Genomic DNA, 15,246 nt, shown 5'->3' with positions numbered 1-15,246 from the left:
CATTGGCATCGATAGTGTTAACGAATAGCCCTGTGTATACAGGGCTTGCGGCTATTTTTTGGTGATTTTATCTAAATAACCCATCGCAAAGGCCGATAAGACAAAGGTAATGTGCAGCAGTAAGTACCACTTGATTTTTTCACTGTCGATATTTTCAGTGTTCATGAAGACTTTCAGCAAATGAATTGAGGAGATGGCGACAATCGATGCCGAAACCTTATTTTTCAACGATCCTGTGTCTAATTTTCCGAGCCAGCCGAGCTTATCATCCTCTTCGGCGATATCAATTTTAGAGACAAAATTCTCATAGCCTGAAAACATCACCATCACAATCAACCCACCAACCAATGAAATATCAATCAAAGAAAGTGTCACTAAAATCAGGCTGACTTCATCGGTGCTCAAGATGTTAGGTAACAGATGAAACACTTCTTGGAAAAATTTAATGCCTAATGCCAGCAGCACTAAACTTAACCCCAAATAGATAGGGGCCATAATCCAGCGCGCTGAATAGAGTAGTTTTTCGACGATATTTTCCATAATTATTCCGTTTATGATCTCCACGAAGTATGTGGAATAAGGGGTGATAATACTGTGTTTTCTTGTGATTTGGCTACGTTATTGCACAAAGTTTTTGTAGAGCAATATAAGCCAGCTAAGCTGATATTCAAGGGGGCGTGGTGCGCGTTTGATCACTATGGCATGATGTTGAAAATATTGTACGGTTTTGTATGGAATTGTCTTGATGTATTTATAAGTTCAATAAATGGGTGATAATAAGCGCTCAATTCGAATGAGTGTCGTCCCATACATACTGAGAATCTTAATTTGCGTAATATTCTATTTTTTCACCCATTGAGCTTATTATTGCTGCTTGTCATATCGGCCAGTTCGCTATCGACGGAGTTACCTAAAAGTCATCGCATTCACGAAGGTCAGCTTGAAAACGGCTTAAGGTACCAATTAGTCCATAACACGACACCTGCTCATGCTGTCATTATGCGTATGCGCATTGCGGGTGGTTCTTTAGTCGAGTCAGATCAAGAACAAGGCTTGATGCATCTTTTAGAACACATGGCGTTTAAAGGTTCGGACTCTGTAGCCGAAGGGGAGATGATTCGCCAACTTGAACGCTTAGGATTAAGTTTTGGATCCGATACCAATGCGGTGACTCAATTCAATCAAACCGTGTATGAGTTCAATATTGCTCAAGGAGACTCACAAAAAGTAGCAACTGGTTTGTGGCTTATGAGAGAGATTGCGGATCGCCTTAAGCTTGAGCCAAAGGCGTTGGAGCAAGAAAAACCGGTTGTTGTGGCGGAATGGAAAGAGAGAAATTCCGCTGATGTTGAGAATTATCGTCAACAGCTGAGCTTCTTATATCCGAGGAGCCCTTTGTCAAAACGTTTGCCAATTGGTGATCTCGATGTAGTAAAACATGCTAGCTCAGAGCAGTTACGTTCACTCTATCAACGCTTTTATACGCCAGAACGTACCACGATCATTGTGGTGGGAGACCTTGATGTTGCTCAGGCCGAAGAGCAGATCAAACGACTTTTTTCTAACTGGGTACCTCACCGGGATGCGGTACCGCTACGGGCTGACCATTTGATGTTGCCTGCAGTAAGGACGCACTTGCAAGCCGATGTTTTCTTTGATGCTCGCTTACCGACCCAAATTTCGCTTGGTGTGATTGCACCACAAGAGCGACAAGCAGATAGCGTTGAAAGTCGCCATGAAATGATCCTTGAATCAATATTGTCGAACTTACTCTACCAACGGTTACTTCCCCATCTGATAGACCAAGAGGGGATAACGAATGCTTTTGTTCATATTGAACAAGATTTCGGTATCGCATCACGGATGGAATTGTCACTGGTAACCTTGCCCGAGCAGTGGCAGCATGGGCTGACATTACTTGAACAGACGGTGCGACAAGCGATTCGATACGGCTTTAATCAGAACGAAATTGATCAAGCGATCAAGGCAATGCATGCTGATTATCAGCAAAGAGAAGCAAGTAGCGATACCTTGCATAGTTTTTCGATTGCGCAAGGCCTAGTGACAAGTGATGCTCAGCAATTTGTCCCGATTGAACCGACGTTCGCGCTTGCTCTTTTTGAAGCTTATCAACCTCAAATCACCGCAGCTCGATTGCACGACCTGCTTACAGAGCGTTGGCAAGGTAAGCCGTGGATTTATCTTTCTGGGCCATACAAGGTTGAGAAAATCAATCAAACGCTACTCGATGTATATGAACAAAGCCAAAAACAGCCAGTAGAGCCTTATCAAATATCATCGGTCGAGGCATTTGCCTACCGTGAATTTGGTGAGGCGGGCACGCTCGTTCACGACAAGCGAGATCCCGAAACGGGGATTCGGATGTTGAAATTTGCCAATGGCGTTAAGCTCAACATCAAGCCAACCGAGTTAGAGAAAAACGTCATCTACCTCAATCTTGCATTAGGTTTTGGCGAATATCCGTTACCTAGAAAAGAGGGCATTCAGGCACTGTTTAATGATGGCTTTGTTGCTGGTGGGTTAGAGCAGCATTCGTTTCAGCAGTTAATTCATCTCTTTTCTGCTGCCAATGTGACGACGGGGTTCAATGTCGGAACGCTTGGTTTTGCGAGTCAGGATTTCACCAATCAAGCGTCGCTTGACCAACAGTTAGCACTGCAAACGGCATTTTTAACGAGCCCGGGCTGGCGAGAAGAGGGGATGAACCAATTTCGTCAACGAGTACTGGCAGCGAGTAACAGCCAGAACACGACGCCAGAAGAGGCATTTTGGACGGTGTTACCTGAATTATTGCACCCTGACGACCCACGATTTCGTAGCCATGACGAGGAACTGTTAAAGCGTCATTTTTCAGAATTAGTTCCAGTGTTTGCCTCGGCGGTAGATAAAGGCCTTTTAGAAATAGCCATTGTGGGTGATCTTGACGAAGAGAAAACGATTCGATCGGTTGCTAAAACACTGGGCGCTTTGCCGCGTCATCCAGAAAAAGAGCTGCAAGTTGAGCGCGTTGAGTTTCCACCAGTGCCTGCATCACATATTGTTGAGCATCAAGGTTCAGCCAATGCCGCGGCATTGGCTTGGCTGTGGCCAACGACTGATAAGGTGAATGCCGAACACTACGCAAAACTGATGCTGCTTGAAGAGGTTCTCAGTATTTTGTTGACGGAAGAAGTGAGAGAAAAGGCTGGCGCGAGTTACTCACCTTACCCATTTAGCAGCAATGATTTTCTTCCCACAGGATTTGGTTATTTGGGGCTGTTCAGTGTGACAGACACAACGCAACTTAAATTAGTGGAAGAGAGTTTCGATGCGGTATTGTCTCGAGTGAAAGCTGATCATGGCATTGATGCTGATATGTTGCAACGAGCGAAACAACCGCTTCTACAATGGTTAGATAGCCTGCCAGAAAAGAATGTATTTTGGCTTGATGTCGCATCGTTAACTCAAACTTATCCGCATCGCTATAGTCGTTGGCAGGAGGTTCGTCACGCCATCAATCAGGTGAGTACGAATGATCTGCGTCATGTTGCTAATCAATATTTACAAGCAGACAAACGACTGAGTGTTAAAATATTACCCAGCACTACCTCTGCAATCTCAAAATAAAATGAGCCTCCTATTGGGGGCTCATTTTTATGATGAAACTTATCACTTTGTTATATTTTTCTTGGACTAATGTCACTTATTTAAATATGGATAATATAATATTTATTTTTACATTTAATTAGAATAAAAAATCAGGTTTTTTCATGTTTTTAATTTATCTTAAAATGTAATCAATATAATTTAATGCATTCATGCTGATTATTTAGATTTTAAATAAATATTGATTGTCATTCCAAAAATTATTTTAAGCGAAAATTGTTGATGTTAATTATTAACGGTGGTGCTAATAAATATACTGAATATTATAAATTTAATATGAGGGTATAAAATAATGTTTAATCAAAAAAACACGCCAGTCTCAATGGCCGACAAAAACTATTACCGGGTCTTAGGCCTAACCATGCTTTTTTCGGGTCTATTGCTAAACCCAATATCTCAGGCTATTGCTGTTGAGTTTAGCGCGGATGCGGTAGCTGAGTCAGAGGGGCAGTGGTGGAGCACTTACACCTTAGCGATTAAAAATACAGGAGCAGAGTCAGCGGATATGCGCGATGCGGTAATCGAATTTGTATTACCCGTTGCGATTAACGATATAGGTTGGCAATCATCGGCGCTATCCCATCCTACGTGGAGTCTATCTCATACCGCTCAAGCGGGCGGTATTCTCCATTCAGTGGCGCTTAAATTCCCTGAAGGTGCTTGGGTTGACAGCGTTCTGAATTCCTCAGAATCACTCTCCTTGACGATCGCTTTTGCTGGTTCATTGGAAAACCTGAGTGCTTTTGAAGATTCTGTTATTGTGAAAATGGAAGGGGGCATCACACCACCGCCCGATTTTTCACTAGATATTCTTTCTCCAGCGCCAAATTCAGTGGTATACACGGGCACAGACGTTAGCATTATGGCTCGTGTTGATGGTGAGAGTGCCGGTAAGCTTGAGTTTTGGGCTAACCAAGACAAAATTGCTCAACAACCATTGAAGCAAGGTGTCACCGAGTATCAGCAAGTGTGGCAACCGAAAGAAATAGGAGCCGCTTCCATTTCAGTTATCGCGTTCAATGAGGAAGGCGATAAGCTCTCTGAGCAAAGCGTGCCTGTTTCTGTCGAGTCAGAATCGACGGCGCCTAATCCTCCGGTCGTTGAGTTCATTTCCCCAGAAGCGGGATCATCCCACCCACAAGGTACAAGTTTGACGATCTCTGCTGAAGTGACCGATGCTGATAATGATCTGGCTACCGTTAAATTTTTTGCTAATGACACCGAAGTTTGCAGTATCGATGCCAAAACAGAGCAAGTGTTCTCTTGTGACTGGACCCCTCAAACGGCCGGAAGCGCTGCATTACGTGTTGAAGCGCAAGATGATGAACGGCATGTAACACAAAAAAATCTGACGATTACGGTTACTGATGTGAGTGGTAGTTGCGGTGACGTTGCTCAGTACCAAGATGGCGTGAGCTATCAAGTGGGAGATGAGGTAACCAATATTGGCCATATCTACGCATGTAAAATCGCAGGTTGGTGTGGTAACCCAGTATGGACACCGGGTACTGGGCATCCAAATTATCCAGATGCATGGAAAGATGCATGGAATGACGTTGGTGAGTGCGATCCTAACCCTGTTCCTGAAGTGCATGTTCAATCGCCAGAAAATGGACAAAAAATAGCACCCAATCAGCCATTTGAGGTGGTCGTTGAGGCGAGCGACGATACCCAAGTGGCGCGTGTCGATGTTCAATTGAATGGCGAAGTCGTTGCAACATCCACCTCTTCTTCGGGCGATCTCTATACCATCACTGTGCCTGCTCAAGTTGAAGGACAATACACACTTACGGTTGCCGCGTATGACGATCAAGGCGCAAGTGCTCAAACTGCACCGATTTCGATTGCCATTACTGATAAAGATCTGCTGGTGTCACTCTCTTCCCCTGTAGACGGTTCAAGCTTCTTTGAAGGCCGAGCGATCTCAATCAAAGCGGATGCTAAGAGCTATGAAGGCGAGGTGGCGTCCGTGACGTTTATTGCCAACGGTAAGGTGCTGAATCAAGACACCGAAGCACCTTATGAATATGAGTGGATTGGAGCGCAAGCAGGCAACTACGCTATTTACGCAAAGGCGCTCAACAGTGCCAATCAAGAGCAAATGTCATCCCCATCCAATATTACAGTGAAAGAGAGTACCGGTGGTGGTGGCCTTGCCGATAACCCAGACCGTGCCATTAGTTATCTCACTTCTTGGGGATTAAATGATTATGAAAAACTGTTTAATTCTGAAGGTGACGGTTATTTATTATCGTTTGGTAAATGGGATGCTAGCGGTAACATTACGATTTCTGATGACATGGTAACCCCACCAAGTTACAACCCAGATTGGATGCCATCTCAGTACTTAGCGTGGTCAACCTTAAAACACGATAATAGCAATGTCACCATGATGGTCGCGTTTGGTGGTCAAACCTATGAAAGTATTTGGTCTGCGATTGGTAGCGATGCAAATCGGGAGGCGGTGGCCAATGGCCTCGTTGAATTGGTCAACAAACCTTTCCCTGTCTATAAGAAGAACCTAAAACCAGAAGAGGTAGTGGGTGACTGCCTTGCGACGGGTGGTGATGGCCAATGTGATTACAGCAAGTACCAATTAGCGGGTTATGTGCAAATCGATGGTCTTGACTTCGACTTCGAGAAAGCAGCGCGCATTACCGATAAAGAGAACCAAGACCTAACCGCATTGATTAAACTGATACGCCAAAAAGTGGGAGACAATAAAGTGTTGTCGCTGACCACATACCATGTCGGTGCTGATCCTGTGGCATGCATGGATTCAAGTGTGTTTGAAAATTGTTCTTACGTTGAGCCATCAGGTCGCTCGTCTCACCATGGTGAAGTGATCGATCTGTTACAAGCAACCAAGAACGATTTCGACTTCTTCAACGTCATGACCTATGACGCCGGCCAAAACTTCCTCTATGATGTCGCGATGGCCAATTACGCTCAATACATTGGAGATAAGTCGAAAATTGTTTTGGGCAATACGATCAATAGCCAGTGGGGGCCAAACGGCAATTTTGTGGAGAGCCGTGAAAACAACCTCAACCGTGCCAAGTGGCAAAAAGAGAATGGTTACGGTGGTTTCTTTATCTGGGCGTTGGGTTCAAATAATCAAAGTCTGAGCATGGAACAGCAAGTCGAGTACTTCAACGAAATGATCAGTGTCAGTAAGTAGCCTGCATGGTTACTTTGTGAGTTAACTAGATAACGGAAGGCCATGGTGCCTTCCGTGTTTTTATCCATCGTCATCAACTTAATCTGAATCGCCGAAGCTGAAAAACTATTCGATGTTTTGGATCTGCTCTCTCATTTGCTCAATCAGAACCTTAAGTTCAACGCCGGAGGCCGTGATGTCGGTGCTGATTGATTTCGAGGCTAACGTGTTCGATTCGCGGTTAAATTCTTGCATCATGAAATCGAGCTTACGGCCGCATGAACCGCCTTTTTTGAGCACATTACGTGCTTCTTTGACGTGAGAATCGAGGCGGTCTAACTCTTCGGCAACGTCTGATTTTTGTGCAAGTAAAATCAGCTCTTGCTCGACGCGTGTCGCATCAAGCTCAATCTTTGCTTCTTCAAACTTAGTCAGTAGACGTTCACGTTGCCATTGCAGGATTTCTGGCATGCGTGCGCGCACTTTTACCACTTCTTCACTGATCGCCGTCAGGCGTTGTTCGATTAACGCCTTCATGTTGTCACCTTCACGGCCACGTGCGTCAATGAATTCAATGATTGCATCATCAAAGCCTGCTAATAAGGCTTTATTAATGCTGTCCATGTCTTGTTCTGGCGTTTCCATTACGCCGGGCCACTGCATGATTTGAAACGGATTAATGCGGCTTAGCTCGCCTGTCATGTGCATTACTTGGTTGGCGGCTTTAATCACTTGATTGGCGAGTGCTTCATTGATATTCAGCTCACTTTTAGCCGCAGGGTTTGCTTCATAACGTAAGTGACATTCTACTTTGCCGCGCGCTAAACGTTGGCGAAAGCGTTCACGCAGTACAGGCTCAAGACCACGAAATTGTTCCGGCAGGCGGAAGTAGGTTTCAAGATAACGTTGGTTTACCGAGCGAATTTCCCATACCGCAGTACCCCAATCACCTTTAACTTCTTTACGCGCGTACGCGGTCATGCTGTAAATCATTGATTTGTCCTTTGCTCACGAAGATGAAATATCAAACGAGAGGTATGTTAGCACTAGCTTCACGCGTGTACTAGGTTCACGCCAATGCAAAGGGTGACCAACCTAGCGTCAAGGCGGCTAATCCGCTATAATATCGCCCCAATCGATTCCGTCTCACCCGATAAAAGGTAGATGCACTATGCGTCCAAATGACCGCGCGGCCGATCAAATTCGCCCAATTAAAATCACTCGCAACTACACTGCTTATGCTGAAGGGTCAGTATTGGTGGAATTTGGTAATACCAAAGTATTGTGTAATGCCACTGTCGAAGAGGGTGTTCCTCGCTGGTTGAAAGGTCAGGGCAAAGGTTGGGTTACTGCCGAATACGGCATGCTGCCACGTGCAACCCATTCACGGACTCGTCGTGAAGCGACCAACGGTAAACAAGGTGGCCGCACCATGGAGATTCAACGTCTCATCGCTCGCAGCTTACGTGCTGTGGTGGATTTAGAGGCAATGCCAGAGGTGATGATCACGGTTGACTGTGACGTTATTCAAGCGGACGGCGGTACTCGCACTGCATCAATTACGGGCGCAAGTGTGGCACTGGCGGATGCGTTTGCTCATCTGGTTGCTAGCGGTAAATTGAAGAAGAATCCAATGAAAGGCCATGTTGCTGCTGTCTCAGTTGGCATCTTGGGTGAAAACATTTTATGTGATTTGGAATACGTGGAAGATTCTGCCGCCGACACTGATATGAATGTGGTGATGACTGAAAACGGTAAGATGATTGAAATTCAAGGTACCGCAGAGGGTGAACCGTTTAGCCATGAAGAGCTGATGGATTTACTGGCCGTTGCCAAGAAAGGCATCGCTGATATTGTTGAAGCGCAGAAAGCATCGTTATTAGATTGATCAAGTAGCTCCCAGTTGGGGGCTATTTTTTTGCCCGTTTTATTCATTGTATTGTTGTACGTGATGACCCCACCCTAACCCTCCCCTATAAGGGGAGGGAATAAAGGAAGTGTTCCTAATATTGCCCTTGAGTGGAGGGAATTCATCATCTTACTACCTCCCCTTTTAGGGGAGGCAAGCATTATCTTAGTACCTCTCTTTTTCGGGGAGGTGAGCATTATCTTAGTACCTCTCTTTTTTCGGGGAGGTGAGCACCACTTTAGTACCTCCCCCTTTTAGGGGGAGGCTAGGAGGGGGTTGTTCTTGTTGAGAAAGCGAAATAAACCAAAGTGTATGAGTTAAGAGAGAGAAAATCATGAAAGCATACCAGCGTGAATTTATTGAATTTGCACTAGAAAAAGAAGTCTTGAAGTTTGGCGAGTTTACTTTGAAGTCTGGCCGAAAAAGCCCTTATTTCTTTAACGCTGGCTTGTTTAATACTGGCCGTGATTTAGCGCGCTTAGGGCGTTTTTATGCCGCTGCTTTAGTCGATTCTGGGATTGAGTTTGATGTGCTATTTGGACCTGCGTACAAAGGGATCCCCATTGCGACTACAACTGCAGTAGCGTTGGCTGATCATCATGATGTTGATACGCCGTATTGCTTTAACCGTAAAGAAGCGAAAGACCACGGTGAAGGCGGTAACTTGGTCGGTAGCGCATTAGAAGGGCGCATTATGCTGGTGGATGATGTCATTACAGCTGGTACTGCCATTCGTGAGTCGATGGAAATCATTCAAGCTAACGGTGCGGATCTTGCTGGTGTTTTGGTAGCAATTGACCGCCAAGAAAAAGGCAAAGGAGAGCTTTCTGCAATTCAAGAAGTCGAGCGTGATTTTGGTTGCGCGATCATCTCAATTGTTAGCCTGACCGATCTGGTTACTTACCTTGAAGAGAAAGGGGCAGATGCTAAGCACCTTGAGGCGGTAAAAGCGTATCGTGCTCAGTACGGAATTTAAGCATCAACTTATTTGCGAATCGTAAAGCCACTTATTGAAAAGTAAAAGCCCCGAGTTTGTCGCTCGGGGCTTGTTTGTTATGAGTTTAGTTATTCTAGCGATTAACTTTGATCGCCATGGTGCGAGTTATCGTAAATTTCCGAGCCATCACGCTGCGTTTTCAACAGTGATAAATTCCACATGTACTGTTCTGGGCGTGGTGTGACTAAATCTTCAATCGCCTTATTCATAGCGCGTGCATCTTGCTCTTCATCGCCCGTTGGAAAGTTTTCTAATGCAGGCAAAATATGCACTTCGTACTTACAGGTTTTATCGTTATAAGCAGGCAAAATTGGCACGACTTTCGCCTTTGATAGGCGCGCCATTTTACCAAAACCTTTTAACGTGGCTTTTTCAGTGCCAAAGAATGGAACAAAGACCGAGTTGGCCGGGCCAAAGTCTTCATCGGGCAGCCAGTAGCCTAAGTATCCATCTTTAATTGAACGTACAAACGGTTTTACCCCTGCATCACGTGCAAAAATACGCCCGCCATATTGCATGCGTTGGACGTGCATTAACCAATCACCGATAGGATTGCGCTGTGGCTTCATGATGGTGGTTACTTTATAGCCTTTTGCAGCAAGCATTACCGCAGGGTAATCGACCGCCCAAGCGTGAGGGGCGAGGATGATCACGTTCTCGCCAGCATCTAACAATGGCAATAAGTTCTCTTCACCAATCATGATGCCGCGTTGCTGATTGTGTTTCGTGGAACGAACCAAAAACTCCGAATAACCGAGCATGTATTGTGCTGCTTTGACAAAGGTTTCTTCCAAAATAGCCTGGCGTTCTTGCGGGGATTTTTCAGGAAAGCATTTTTCCAGATTCACTCGCGTGCGGCGTACAACACGGCCGTTTTTACGTACCGCAAAGGTGGATAATTTGCGTGCTAGCCTATCTCGCCATACGGGTGGCATAAAGGCGAACAGAGCGGCAAAGAAGATCCCAATCCAAGTTCCCCAATGTTTTGGGTGTAAAAAAGACCATTGGAATGTGGGGTTGTGCAAGTGTTTGTCTGTGCTGTTTTCGTTGTTGCTCATTGAAAGCAAAACCTTTTTCTAGTTATAAATAGCGAGAGTTAGTTAACGTTTCATCTGGCAAAGATTTAAAACGCTTATGCAGCCACATCCACTGTTCTGGTGCGCGTAGAATCACTTCTTCAACGTATTTATTCATGTAAGCGGCGGCGGCGGTCATGTCATCTTTTGGATAGTCGCCATCAATGGTTTTATCGGCGATGATTTCGTATTTTCCGTTGGCGTTTCGAAACCCTGAACCGGGGACAATCGCACATTGGCTAGTATAAGCCAGAATACTGGTGCCTGTGGTGGTACACGCTTCTTTGACCGCAAAGAAGGGAACAAACACCGATTTGTTATGGCCGTAATCTTGATCGGGTAGATAAAATAGGCGTTCGCCCTTTTTGAGTACGCGGATCATCTGTTTAATGTCGGTGCGGTAGATTAGTTTATTGCCATTGCGTGTGCGACCACGGTATTGGATAAATTCATACGCTGGGTTGCTGTGTGGGCGGTAAACGCCATAGCCTTCAAGGCCTATTACACCAAAAGCGCGTGCTGTAATTTCTAAATTTAACGCATGTACGCAACACAGCAGTGCGCCACGTTTTTCTTGTTTGAGTTGCAAAAGGGCACTGACATCTTTCACATCAAGCAGGCGAGCAAAACGCCAAGTCGGCCAAAACCAAGTAATTCCGGTTTCTATCAGCGCCATGCCAGTGTTTTTAAAGTTTTCGTTAACAATTTGCTCAATCTCACCTGCACTTTTCTCTGGAAAAGATAGCTGTAGATTACGCGTGGCAATGTGTACTCGCTTGTTAGCAAAGCGCATTCCAAACGCGCCCATGCTGCGTCCTATTTTTAGTAACGCAGAATAAGGAAGCAGGTTGACCATTAAAGCGAGTAGCCCAAAGCTAAGCCACACGCCCCAATATTTAGGGTGCAGTAGCGAGAGGGAAAACTCAGGTTTACCGTATTTTTCTTTGCTCATTACTCTTGATTCTTTCACTGATGATGATTCTTTGTCACGACGGTGGTGGTTTGTTTTTACTGAATCTGAGCGCTTAATAATGCCCAATACTCTTCAAAATTTGCCGTCGGTTGGTATTTAAAGTCAGATCGCACAAAGCGATTTAGGCTTCCTTCCACTTGGCCAAGCAGTTGAGCGGCTAAAATGCTTTCGTCGACGGGGAAGGATTTACCTTCACGCAGTTTACGTTCGCGAAGGATCTGACGTAGTGACGTTTCTATGCGTTCGAACAGTTGGTTGATCCGTTCACGCAGTCGCTCATTTTCAAACATTAGAGCATGGCCGGATAAAATTCGTGTCAAGCCCGGGTTACGTTCCGAAAAAGCCAAGATAAGCTGTAGCACTAAGCGGATGCGGTTGAGTGTATCTTTCTCTTCATCCAAAATGCGATTAATCCGCGACATTAAAGACTCTTCAATAAACTCAATCAAGCCTTCAAACATCCGTGCTTTACTCGGGAAATGACGGTACAAAGCCGCTTCAGAAACGCCCACTTGTTTGGCTAGCTTTGCTGTGGTGATGCGTGATGCACCATCGTTAGATTCCAGCATTTCAGCGAGTGCTTGTAGAATCTCTTCACGACGATTGATTTTCTTATTGACGGCCATGACCCGATTTCCTTTTAGTTACCACATGCTTGTGAGCAAATATTTATACCCTTCAGATGGTTTGGGTATTGTCCATTAAGCGCAGTAGTTTAACGGACAGTTTTCGGACTGCGTAGCGTAAAAATGAAAATGATTGAACTGGGTGGTGATTTTACCACCCAATAAACGCTATGAACCCTAAAAGAAGCTTAGAACGTCTGTTTGTAGCCTACAGTTGACTCGCGATCAGTTGCATCAGCGCGTGAGCTAATGCAGATTTTGAACTCAAAGGTAATGCTTGCTCTCCGCCTTGCCAATAAACGGTCAGCGCATTGTCGTTACTATTAAAGCCTTGGCCCGCAACAGAAACATCATTGGCGCAGATCATATCCAGTTTTTTGTTGAGCAGTTTAGCGCGGGCATATTTTTCAACTTGCTGCGTTTCAGCCGCAAAGCCTACCGTGAACGGGCGGTTTTCTTTCAGTGCAGCTACGCTGGCGACGATGTCGGGATTTTTGACCATGGTGATGAGCATGTGATCGCTCGCATCGGTTTTTTTGATCTTTTGATCGGCGACGATCTCAGGGCGATAGTCGGCTACGGCGGCGCAACTGATGAACACATCATGTGATTGCGCTTGCGCCATCACTTGCTGATGCATATCGCAGGCACTTTCCACATCAATACGTTGTACTTGTGGCGGTGTGAGCAAATTGACCGGGCCACTGATCAGAGTCACTTTCGCGCCCAATTGAGCGGCGGCCTGCGCAATCGCATACCCCATTTTGCCTGAACTGTGGTTACTGATATAGCGGACTGGATCGAGTGCTTCACGGGTTGGGCCTGCGCTAATCAACAGTGACTTACCGGCGAGCAGTGTGTTGTTTGCCACCTCTGTTTGGAAAAAAAACTCGCAGCGCTCAACCAATTGCATTGGCTCAAGCATGCGGCCTGGGCCAACATCGCCACACGCCTGTTCACCAGCTGCAGGGCCCCAAATCATCATGCTTCGACGTTTAAGCGTGGCAATATTCTCTTGTGTGGCGATATTGCGATACATCTGCTGATTCATTGCCGGCGAGACGGCCACTGGCGCATTGGTGGCTAAAATCAAAGTGGTGAGTAAATCATTACCCATCCCTGCGGCGACGCGCGCGATGAGATCCGCAGTCGCGGGAGCCAGTAGGACTAAGTCTGCCCATTTGGCAAGTTCAATATGGCCCATAGACGCTTCGGCGGCTGGGTCTAATAAGCTATCTGAAACTGGCCTGCCAGAGACGGCTTGCATGGTCAGTGGCGTTATAAACTCTTTTGCAGCGTGGGTCATCACCACTTGTACTTGAGCGCCTCGTTCAATCAAGCGACGCGTTAGCTCAGCACATTTATACGCAGCAATACCGCCGCTAATGCCGAGCAGAATCTTTTTTCCTGCCAGTGTTTGCATTGTCTTTTCCTCAAAAATTCTGCGCATTATGTTAGCACAACTCTCGCATCGAGTGACCTTATGATCCGCTCAATCCTTTCATATTGGACGAGTGTTTCTGCGTCTTTCATCACTTATCAATTACAAAAAACCATGAATTAAGCCTAAATAAAGAGAAGAAAAGTTGCAGGCTTGGCTATTTCTCTATGTTGTCTGAGTACCTTTAGCCCTAGGAGTGCTTAATGAGCCTCAAATCACTGCCCATAGAATCAATGCCACGCGAAAAATTGCTTGCTCGCGGTCCTCAGGCATTATCTGATGCTGAACTGCTGGCGATTTTTCTTCGTACTGGTACTCAAGGAATGAATGTGCTCGCTCTCTCGGATCTGCTGCTGCGCGAGTTTGGATCACTTAGAGCGCTTTTTTCGGCCAACCAGCAAGAGTTTTGCCGCCATAAAGGGTTGGGCGAAGCCAAATACGTTCAATTGCAGGCGGTGCTTGAAATGACGCAGCGCTATTTGGCCGAAACGCTCAAACGAGGTGGCGCTTTGACTAGCCCAGAGCAAACCAAGCTTTATTTATCGAGTGTGCTACGCGATCGCCATCGAGAAGCCTTCTATATTCTGTTTTTGGATAATCAACACCGAGTGATCAGCGATGAAGTGCTGTTTGAGGGGACGATTGACGCGGCCAGCGTTTACCCTCGTGAGGTGGTTAAAAGAGCACTCCACCATAATGCAGCGACATTAATATTGGCCCATAATCATCCGTCAGGCGTTGCTGAGCCTAGCCAAGCCGATCGCAGAATCACACGTCGATTAACCGATGCACTAGCGTTAGTGGACATCCGTATTTTGGACCATTTTGTGGTGGGCGATGGCGAGGTAATTTCTTTTGCAGAAAGAGGGTGGATTTGAATCACATTTTAGGTTGTGACTTAAGATTATTCTGGTATGATTCGCGCACTAAATTATCAACCTAAATCAGCTCTGCTTAAAAAAAGATCGCCAAATCCGTAAAAAGGATCTGTTCGGGTCTTGAGCAATGCATGTCAAGTTAGTATAATACGCGACCTTTGATAGCCTTGTATGGATTTTCCATAACGGTTTTTAACCTCAAACTTCTTAATACATCGAGAACGAGGTTCGGCCACCAAGGTTGATATCGAGCTGAAACGATTTGGAGAAGACATTCATGTCCCGAGTATGCCAAGTAACTGGTAAGCGTCCAATAACGGGTAACAACCGTTCACACGCACGAAATGCTACTAAGCGTCGTTTTCTGCCGAACCTACAAACTCATCGTTTCTGGGTAGAGAGCGAAAAACGTTTTGTTAAACTACGTCTAACTGCTAAAGGCATGCGTATCATCGATAAGAAAGGCATTGATGCTGTTCTTGTTGATATCCGTGCACGTGGCGAAAACGTTTAAGAGGAA

At 45.6% G+C, this 15,246-nt stretch carries 12 protein-coding genes; 6 read left to right on the top strand and 6 right to left on the bottom strand.

From position 1 onward, the window contains the following. Nucleotides 1–51: 51 nt before the first annotated feature. Nucleotides 52–540, bottom strand: coding sequence for a TIGR00645 family protein (locus tag AACT23_RS15535; RefSeq protein ID WP_017045929.1), 489 nt, complete (start codon nt 538–540; stop codon nt 52–54). A 288-nt stretch (nt 541–828) separates the two neighbouring features. Between AACT23_RS15535 and AACT23_RS15530 the strand changes: the two genes are divergently transcribed. Beyond that, entirely contained in the window at nt 829–3,627 is a 2,799-nt protein-coding gene (locus tag AACT23_RS15530; protein ID WP_094127874.1) for a M16 family metallopeptidase, read from the top strand. Between the two features lie 331 nt (nt 3,628–3,958). Next, on the top strand, nt 3,959–6,847 hold the full coding sequence (locus AACT23_RS15525) for an Ig-like domain-containing protein (RefSeq protein ID WP_094127871.1): 2,889 nt from the start codon (nt 3,959–3,961) through the stop codon (nt 6,845–6,847). A 105-nt stretch (nt 6,848–6,952) separates the two neighbouring features. Here AACT23_RS15525 and AACT23_RS15520 read toward each other — a convergent pair whose 3' ends face one another. Further along, nucleotides 6,953–7,819 (bottom strand): YicC/YloC family endoribonuclease, encoded by an 867-nt coding sequence (locus AACT23_RS15520; protein WP_013855720.1) that lies wholly within the window; start codon nt 7,817–7,819, stop codon nt 6,953–6,955. 178 nt (nt 7,820–7,997) lie between these two features. On the opposite strand from AACT23_RS15520, the gene rph reads away from it, so the two are divergent. Next, the gene (rph, locus tag AACT23_RS15515; protein ID WP_017042236.1) at nt 7,998–8,714 is read left to right on the top strand and encodes a ribonuclease PH; all 717 of its coding nucleotides are present in this window, start codon (nt 7,998–8,000) and stop codon (nt 8,712–8,714) included. A 355-nt stretch (nt 8,715–9,069) separates the two neighbouring features. Then, nucleotides 9,070–9,711: an orotate phosphoribosyltransferase gene (gene pyrE / locus AACT23_RS15510; RefSeq protein ID WP_013855722.1), complete on the top strand. Its 642-nt coding sequence runs from the start codon at nt 9,070–9,072 to the stop codon at nt 9,709–9,711. Nucleotides 9,712–9,812: 101 nt separating this feature from the next. Here pyrE and lpxM read toward each other — a convergent pair whose 3' ends face one another. The 4 genes from lpxM to coaBC form a co-directional block, all read right to left on the bottom strand. Next, entirely contained in the window at nt 9,813–10,790 is a 978-nt protein-coding gene (gene lpxM, locus AACT23_RS15505) for a lauroyl-Kdo(2)-lipid IV(A) myristoyltransferase (RefSeq protein WP_029189937.1), read from the bottom strand. Nucleotides 10,791–10,812: 22 nt separating this feature from the next. Further along, complete coding sequence (gene lpxL / locus AACT23_RS15500; RefSeq protein ID WP_019281201.1) at nt 10,813–11,760, bottom strand: LpxL/LpxP family Kdo(2)-lipid IV(A) lauroyl/palmitoleoyl acyltransferase; 948 nt, start codon at nt 11,758–11,760, stop codon at nt 10,813–10,815. Nucleotides 11,761–11,816: 56 nt separating this feature from the next. Beyond that, nucleotides 11,817–12,407, bottom strand: a complete 591-nt coding sequence (gene slmA / locus AACT23_RS15495) for a nucleoid occlusion factor SlmA (RefSeq protein ID WP_013855724.1) — start codon at nt 12,405–12,407, stop codon at nt 11,817–11,819. A gap of 208 nt (nt 12,408–12,615) precedes the next feature. Next, entirely contained in the window at nt 12,616–13,830 is a 1,215-nt protein-coding gene (gene coaBC / locus AACT23_RS15490) for a bifunctional phosphopantothenoylcysteine decarboxylase/phosphopantothenate--cysteine ligase CoaBC (RefSeq protein ID WP_069573315.1), read from the bottom strand. 221 nt (nt 13,831–14,051) lie between these two features. On the opposite strand from coaBC, the gene radC reads away from it, so the two are divergent. Then, a complete protein-coding gene (radC, locus tag AACT23_RS15485; RefSeq protein ID WP_094127867.1) occupies nt 14,052–14,726 on the top strand; it encodes a RadC family protein in 675 nt (224 codons plus the stop codon). Between the two features lie 277 nt (nt 14,727–15,003). After that, entirely contained in the window at nt 15,004–15,240 is a 237-nt protein-coding gene (rpmB, locus tag AACT23_RS15480; protein ID WP_004397476.1) for a 50S ribosomal protein L28, read from the top strand. Nucleotides 15,241–15,246 lie beyond the last annotated feature (6 nt).

Origin of the sequence: Vibrio sp. V09_P4A23P171 (assembly GCF_963875615.1) — a bacterium.
Classification (GTDB): Bacteria; Pseudomonadota; Gammaproteobacteria; order Enterobacterales; family Vibrionaceae; genus Vibrio; species Vibrio anguillarum.
This window is presented reverse-complemented; position numbering and strand designations above follow the sequence as displayed.

Excerpts from the sequence above, each read along its gene's own strand:
- AACT23_RS15535 (WP_017045929.1), bottom strand. The coding sequence starts at position 540 with ATGGAAAATATCGTCGAAAAACTACTCTATTCAGCGCGCTGGATTATG.
- AACT23_RS15525 (WP_094127871.1), top strand. The coding sequence starts at position 3,959 with ATGTTTAATCAAAAAAACACGCCAGTCTCAATGGCCGACAAAAACTAT.
- AACT23_RS15520 (WP_013855720.1), bottom strand. The coding sequence starts at position 7,819 with ATGATTTACAGCATGACCGCGTACGCGCGTAAAGAAGTTAAAGGTGAT.
- rph (WP_017042236.1), top strand. The coding sequence starts at position 7,998 with ATGCGTCCAAATGACCGCGCGGCCGATCAAATTCGCCCAATTAAAATC.
- pyrE (WP_013855722.1), top strand. The coding sequence starts at position 9,070 with ATGAAAGCATACCAGCGTGAATTTATTGAATTTGCACTAGAAAAAGAA.
- lpxM (WP_029189937.1), bottom strand. The coding sequence starts at position 10,790 with ATGAGCAACAACGAAAACAGCACAGACAAACACTTGCACAACCCCACA.
- lpxL (WP_019281201.1), bottom strand. The coding sequence starts at position 11,760 with ATGAGCAAAGAAAAATACGGTAAACCTGAGTTTTCCCTCTCGCTACTG.
- slmA (WP_013855724.1), bottom strand. The coding sequence starts at position 12,407 with ATGGCCGTCAATAAGAAAATCAATCGTCGTGAAGAGATTCTACAAGCA.
- coaBC (WP_069573315.1), bottom strand. The coding sequence starts at position 13,830 with ATGCAAACACTGGCAGGAAAAAAGATTCTGCTCGGCATTAGCGGCGGT.
- radC (WP_094127867.1), top strand. The coding sequence starts at position 14,052 with ATGAGCCTCAAATCACTGCCCATAGAATCAATGCCACGCGAAAAATTG.
- rpmB (WP_004397476.1), top strand. The coding sequence starts at position 15,004 with ATGTCCCGAGTATGCCAAGTAACTGGTAAGCGTCCAATAACGGGTAAC.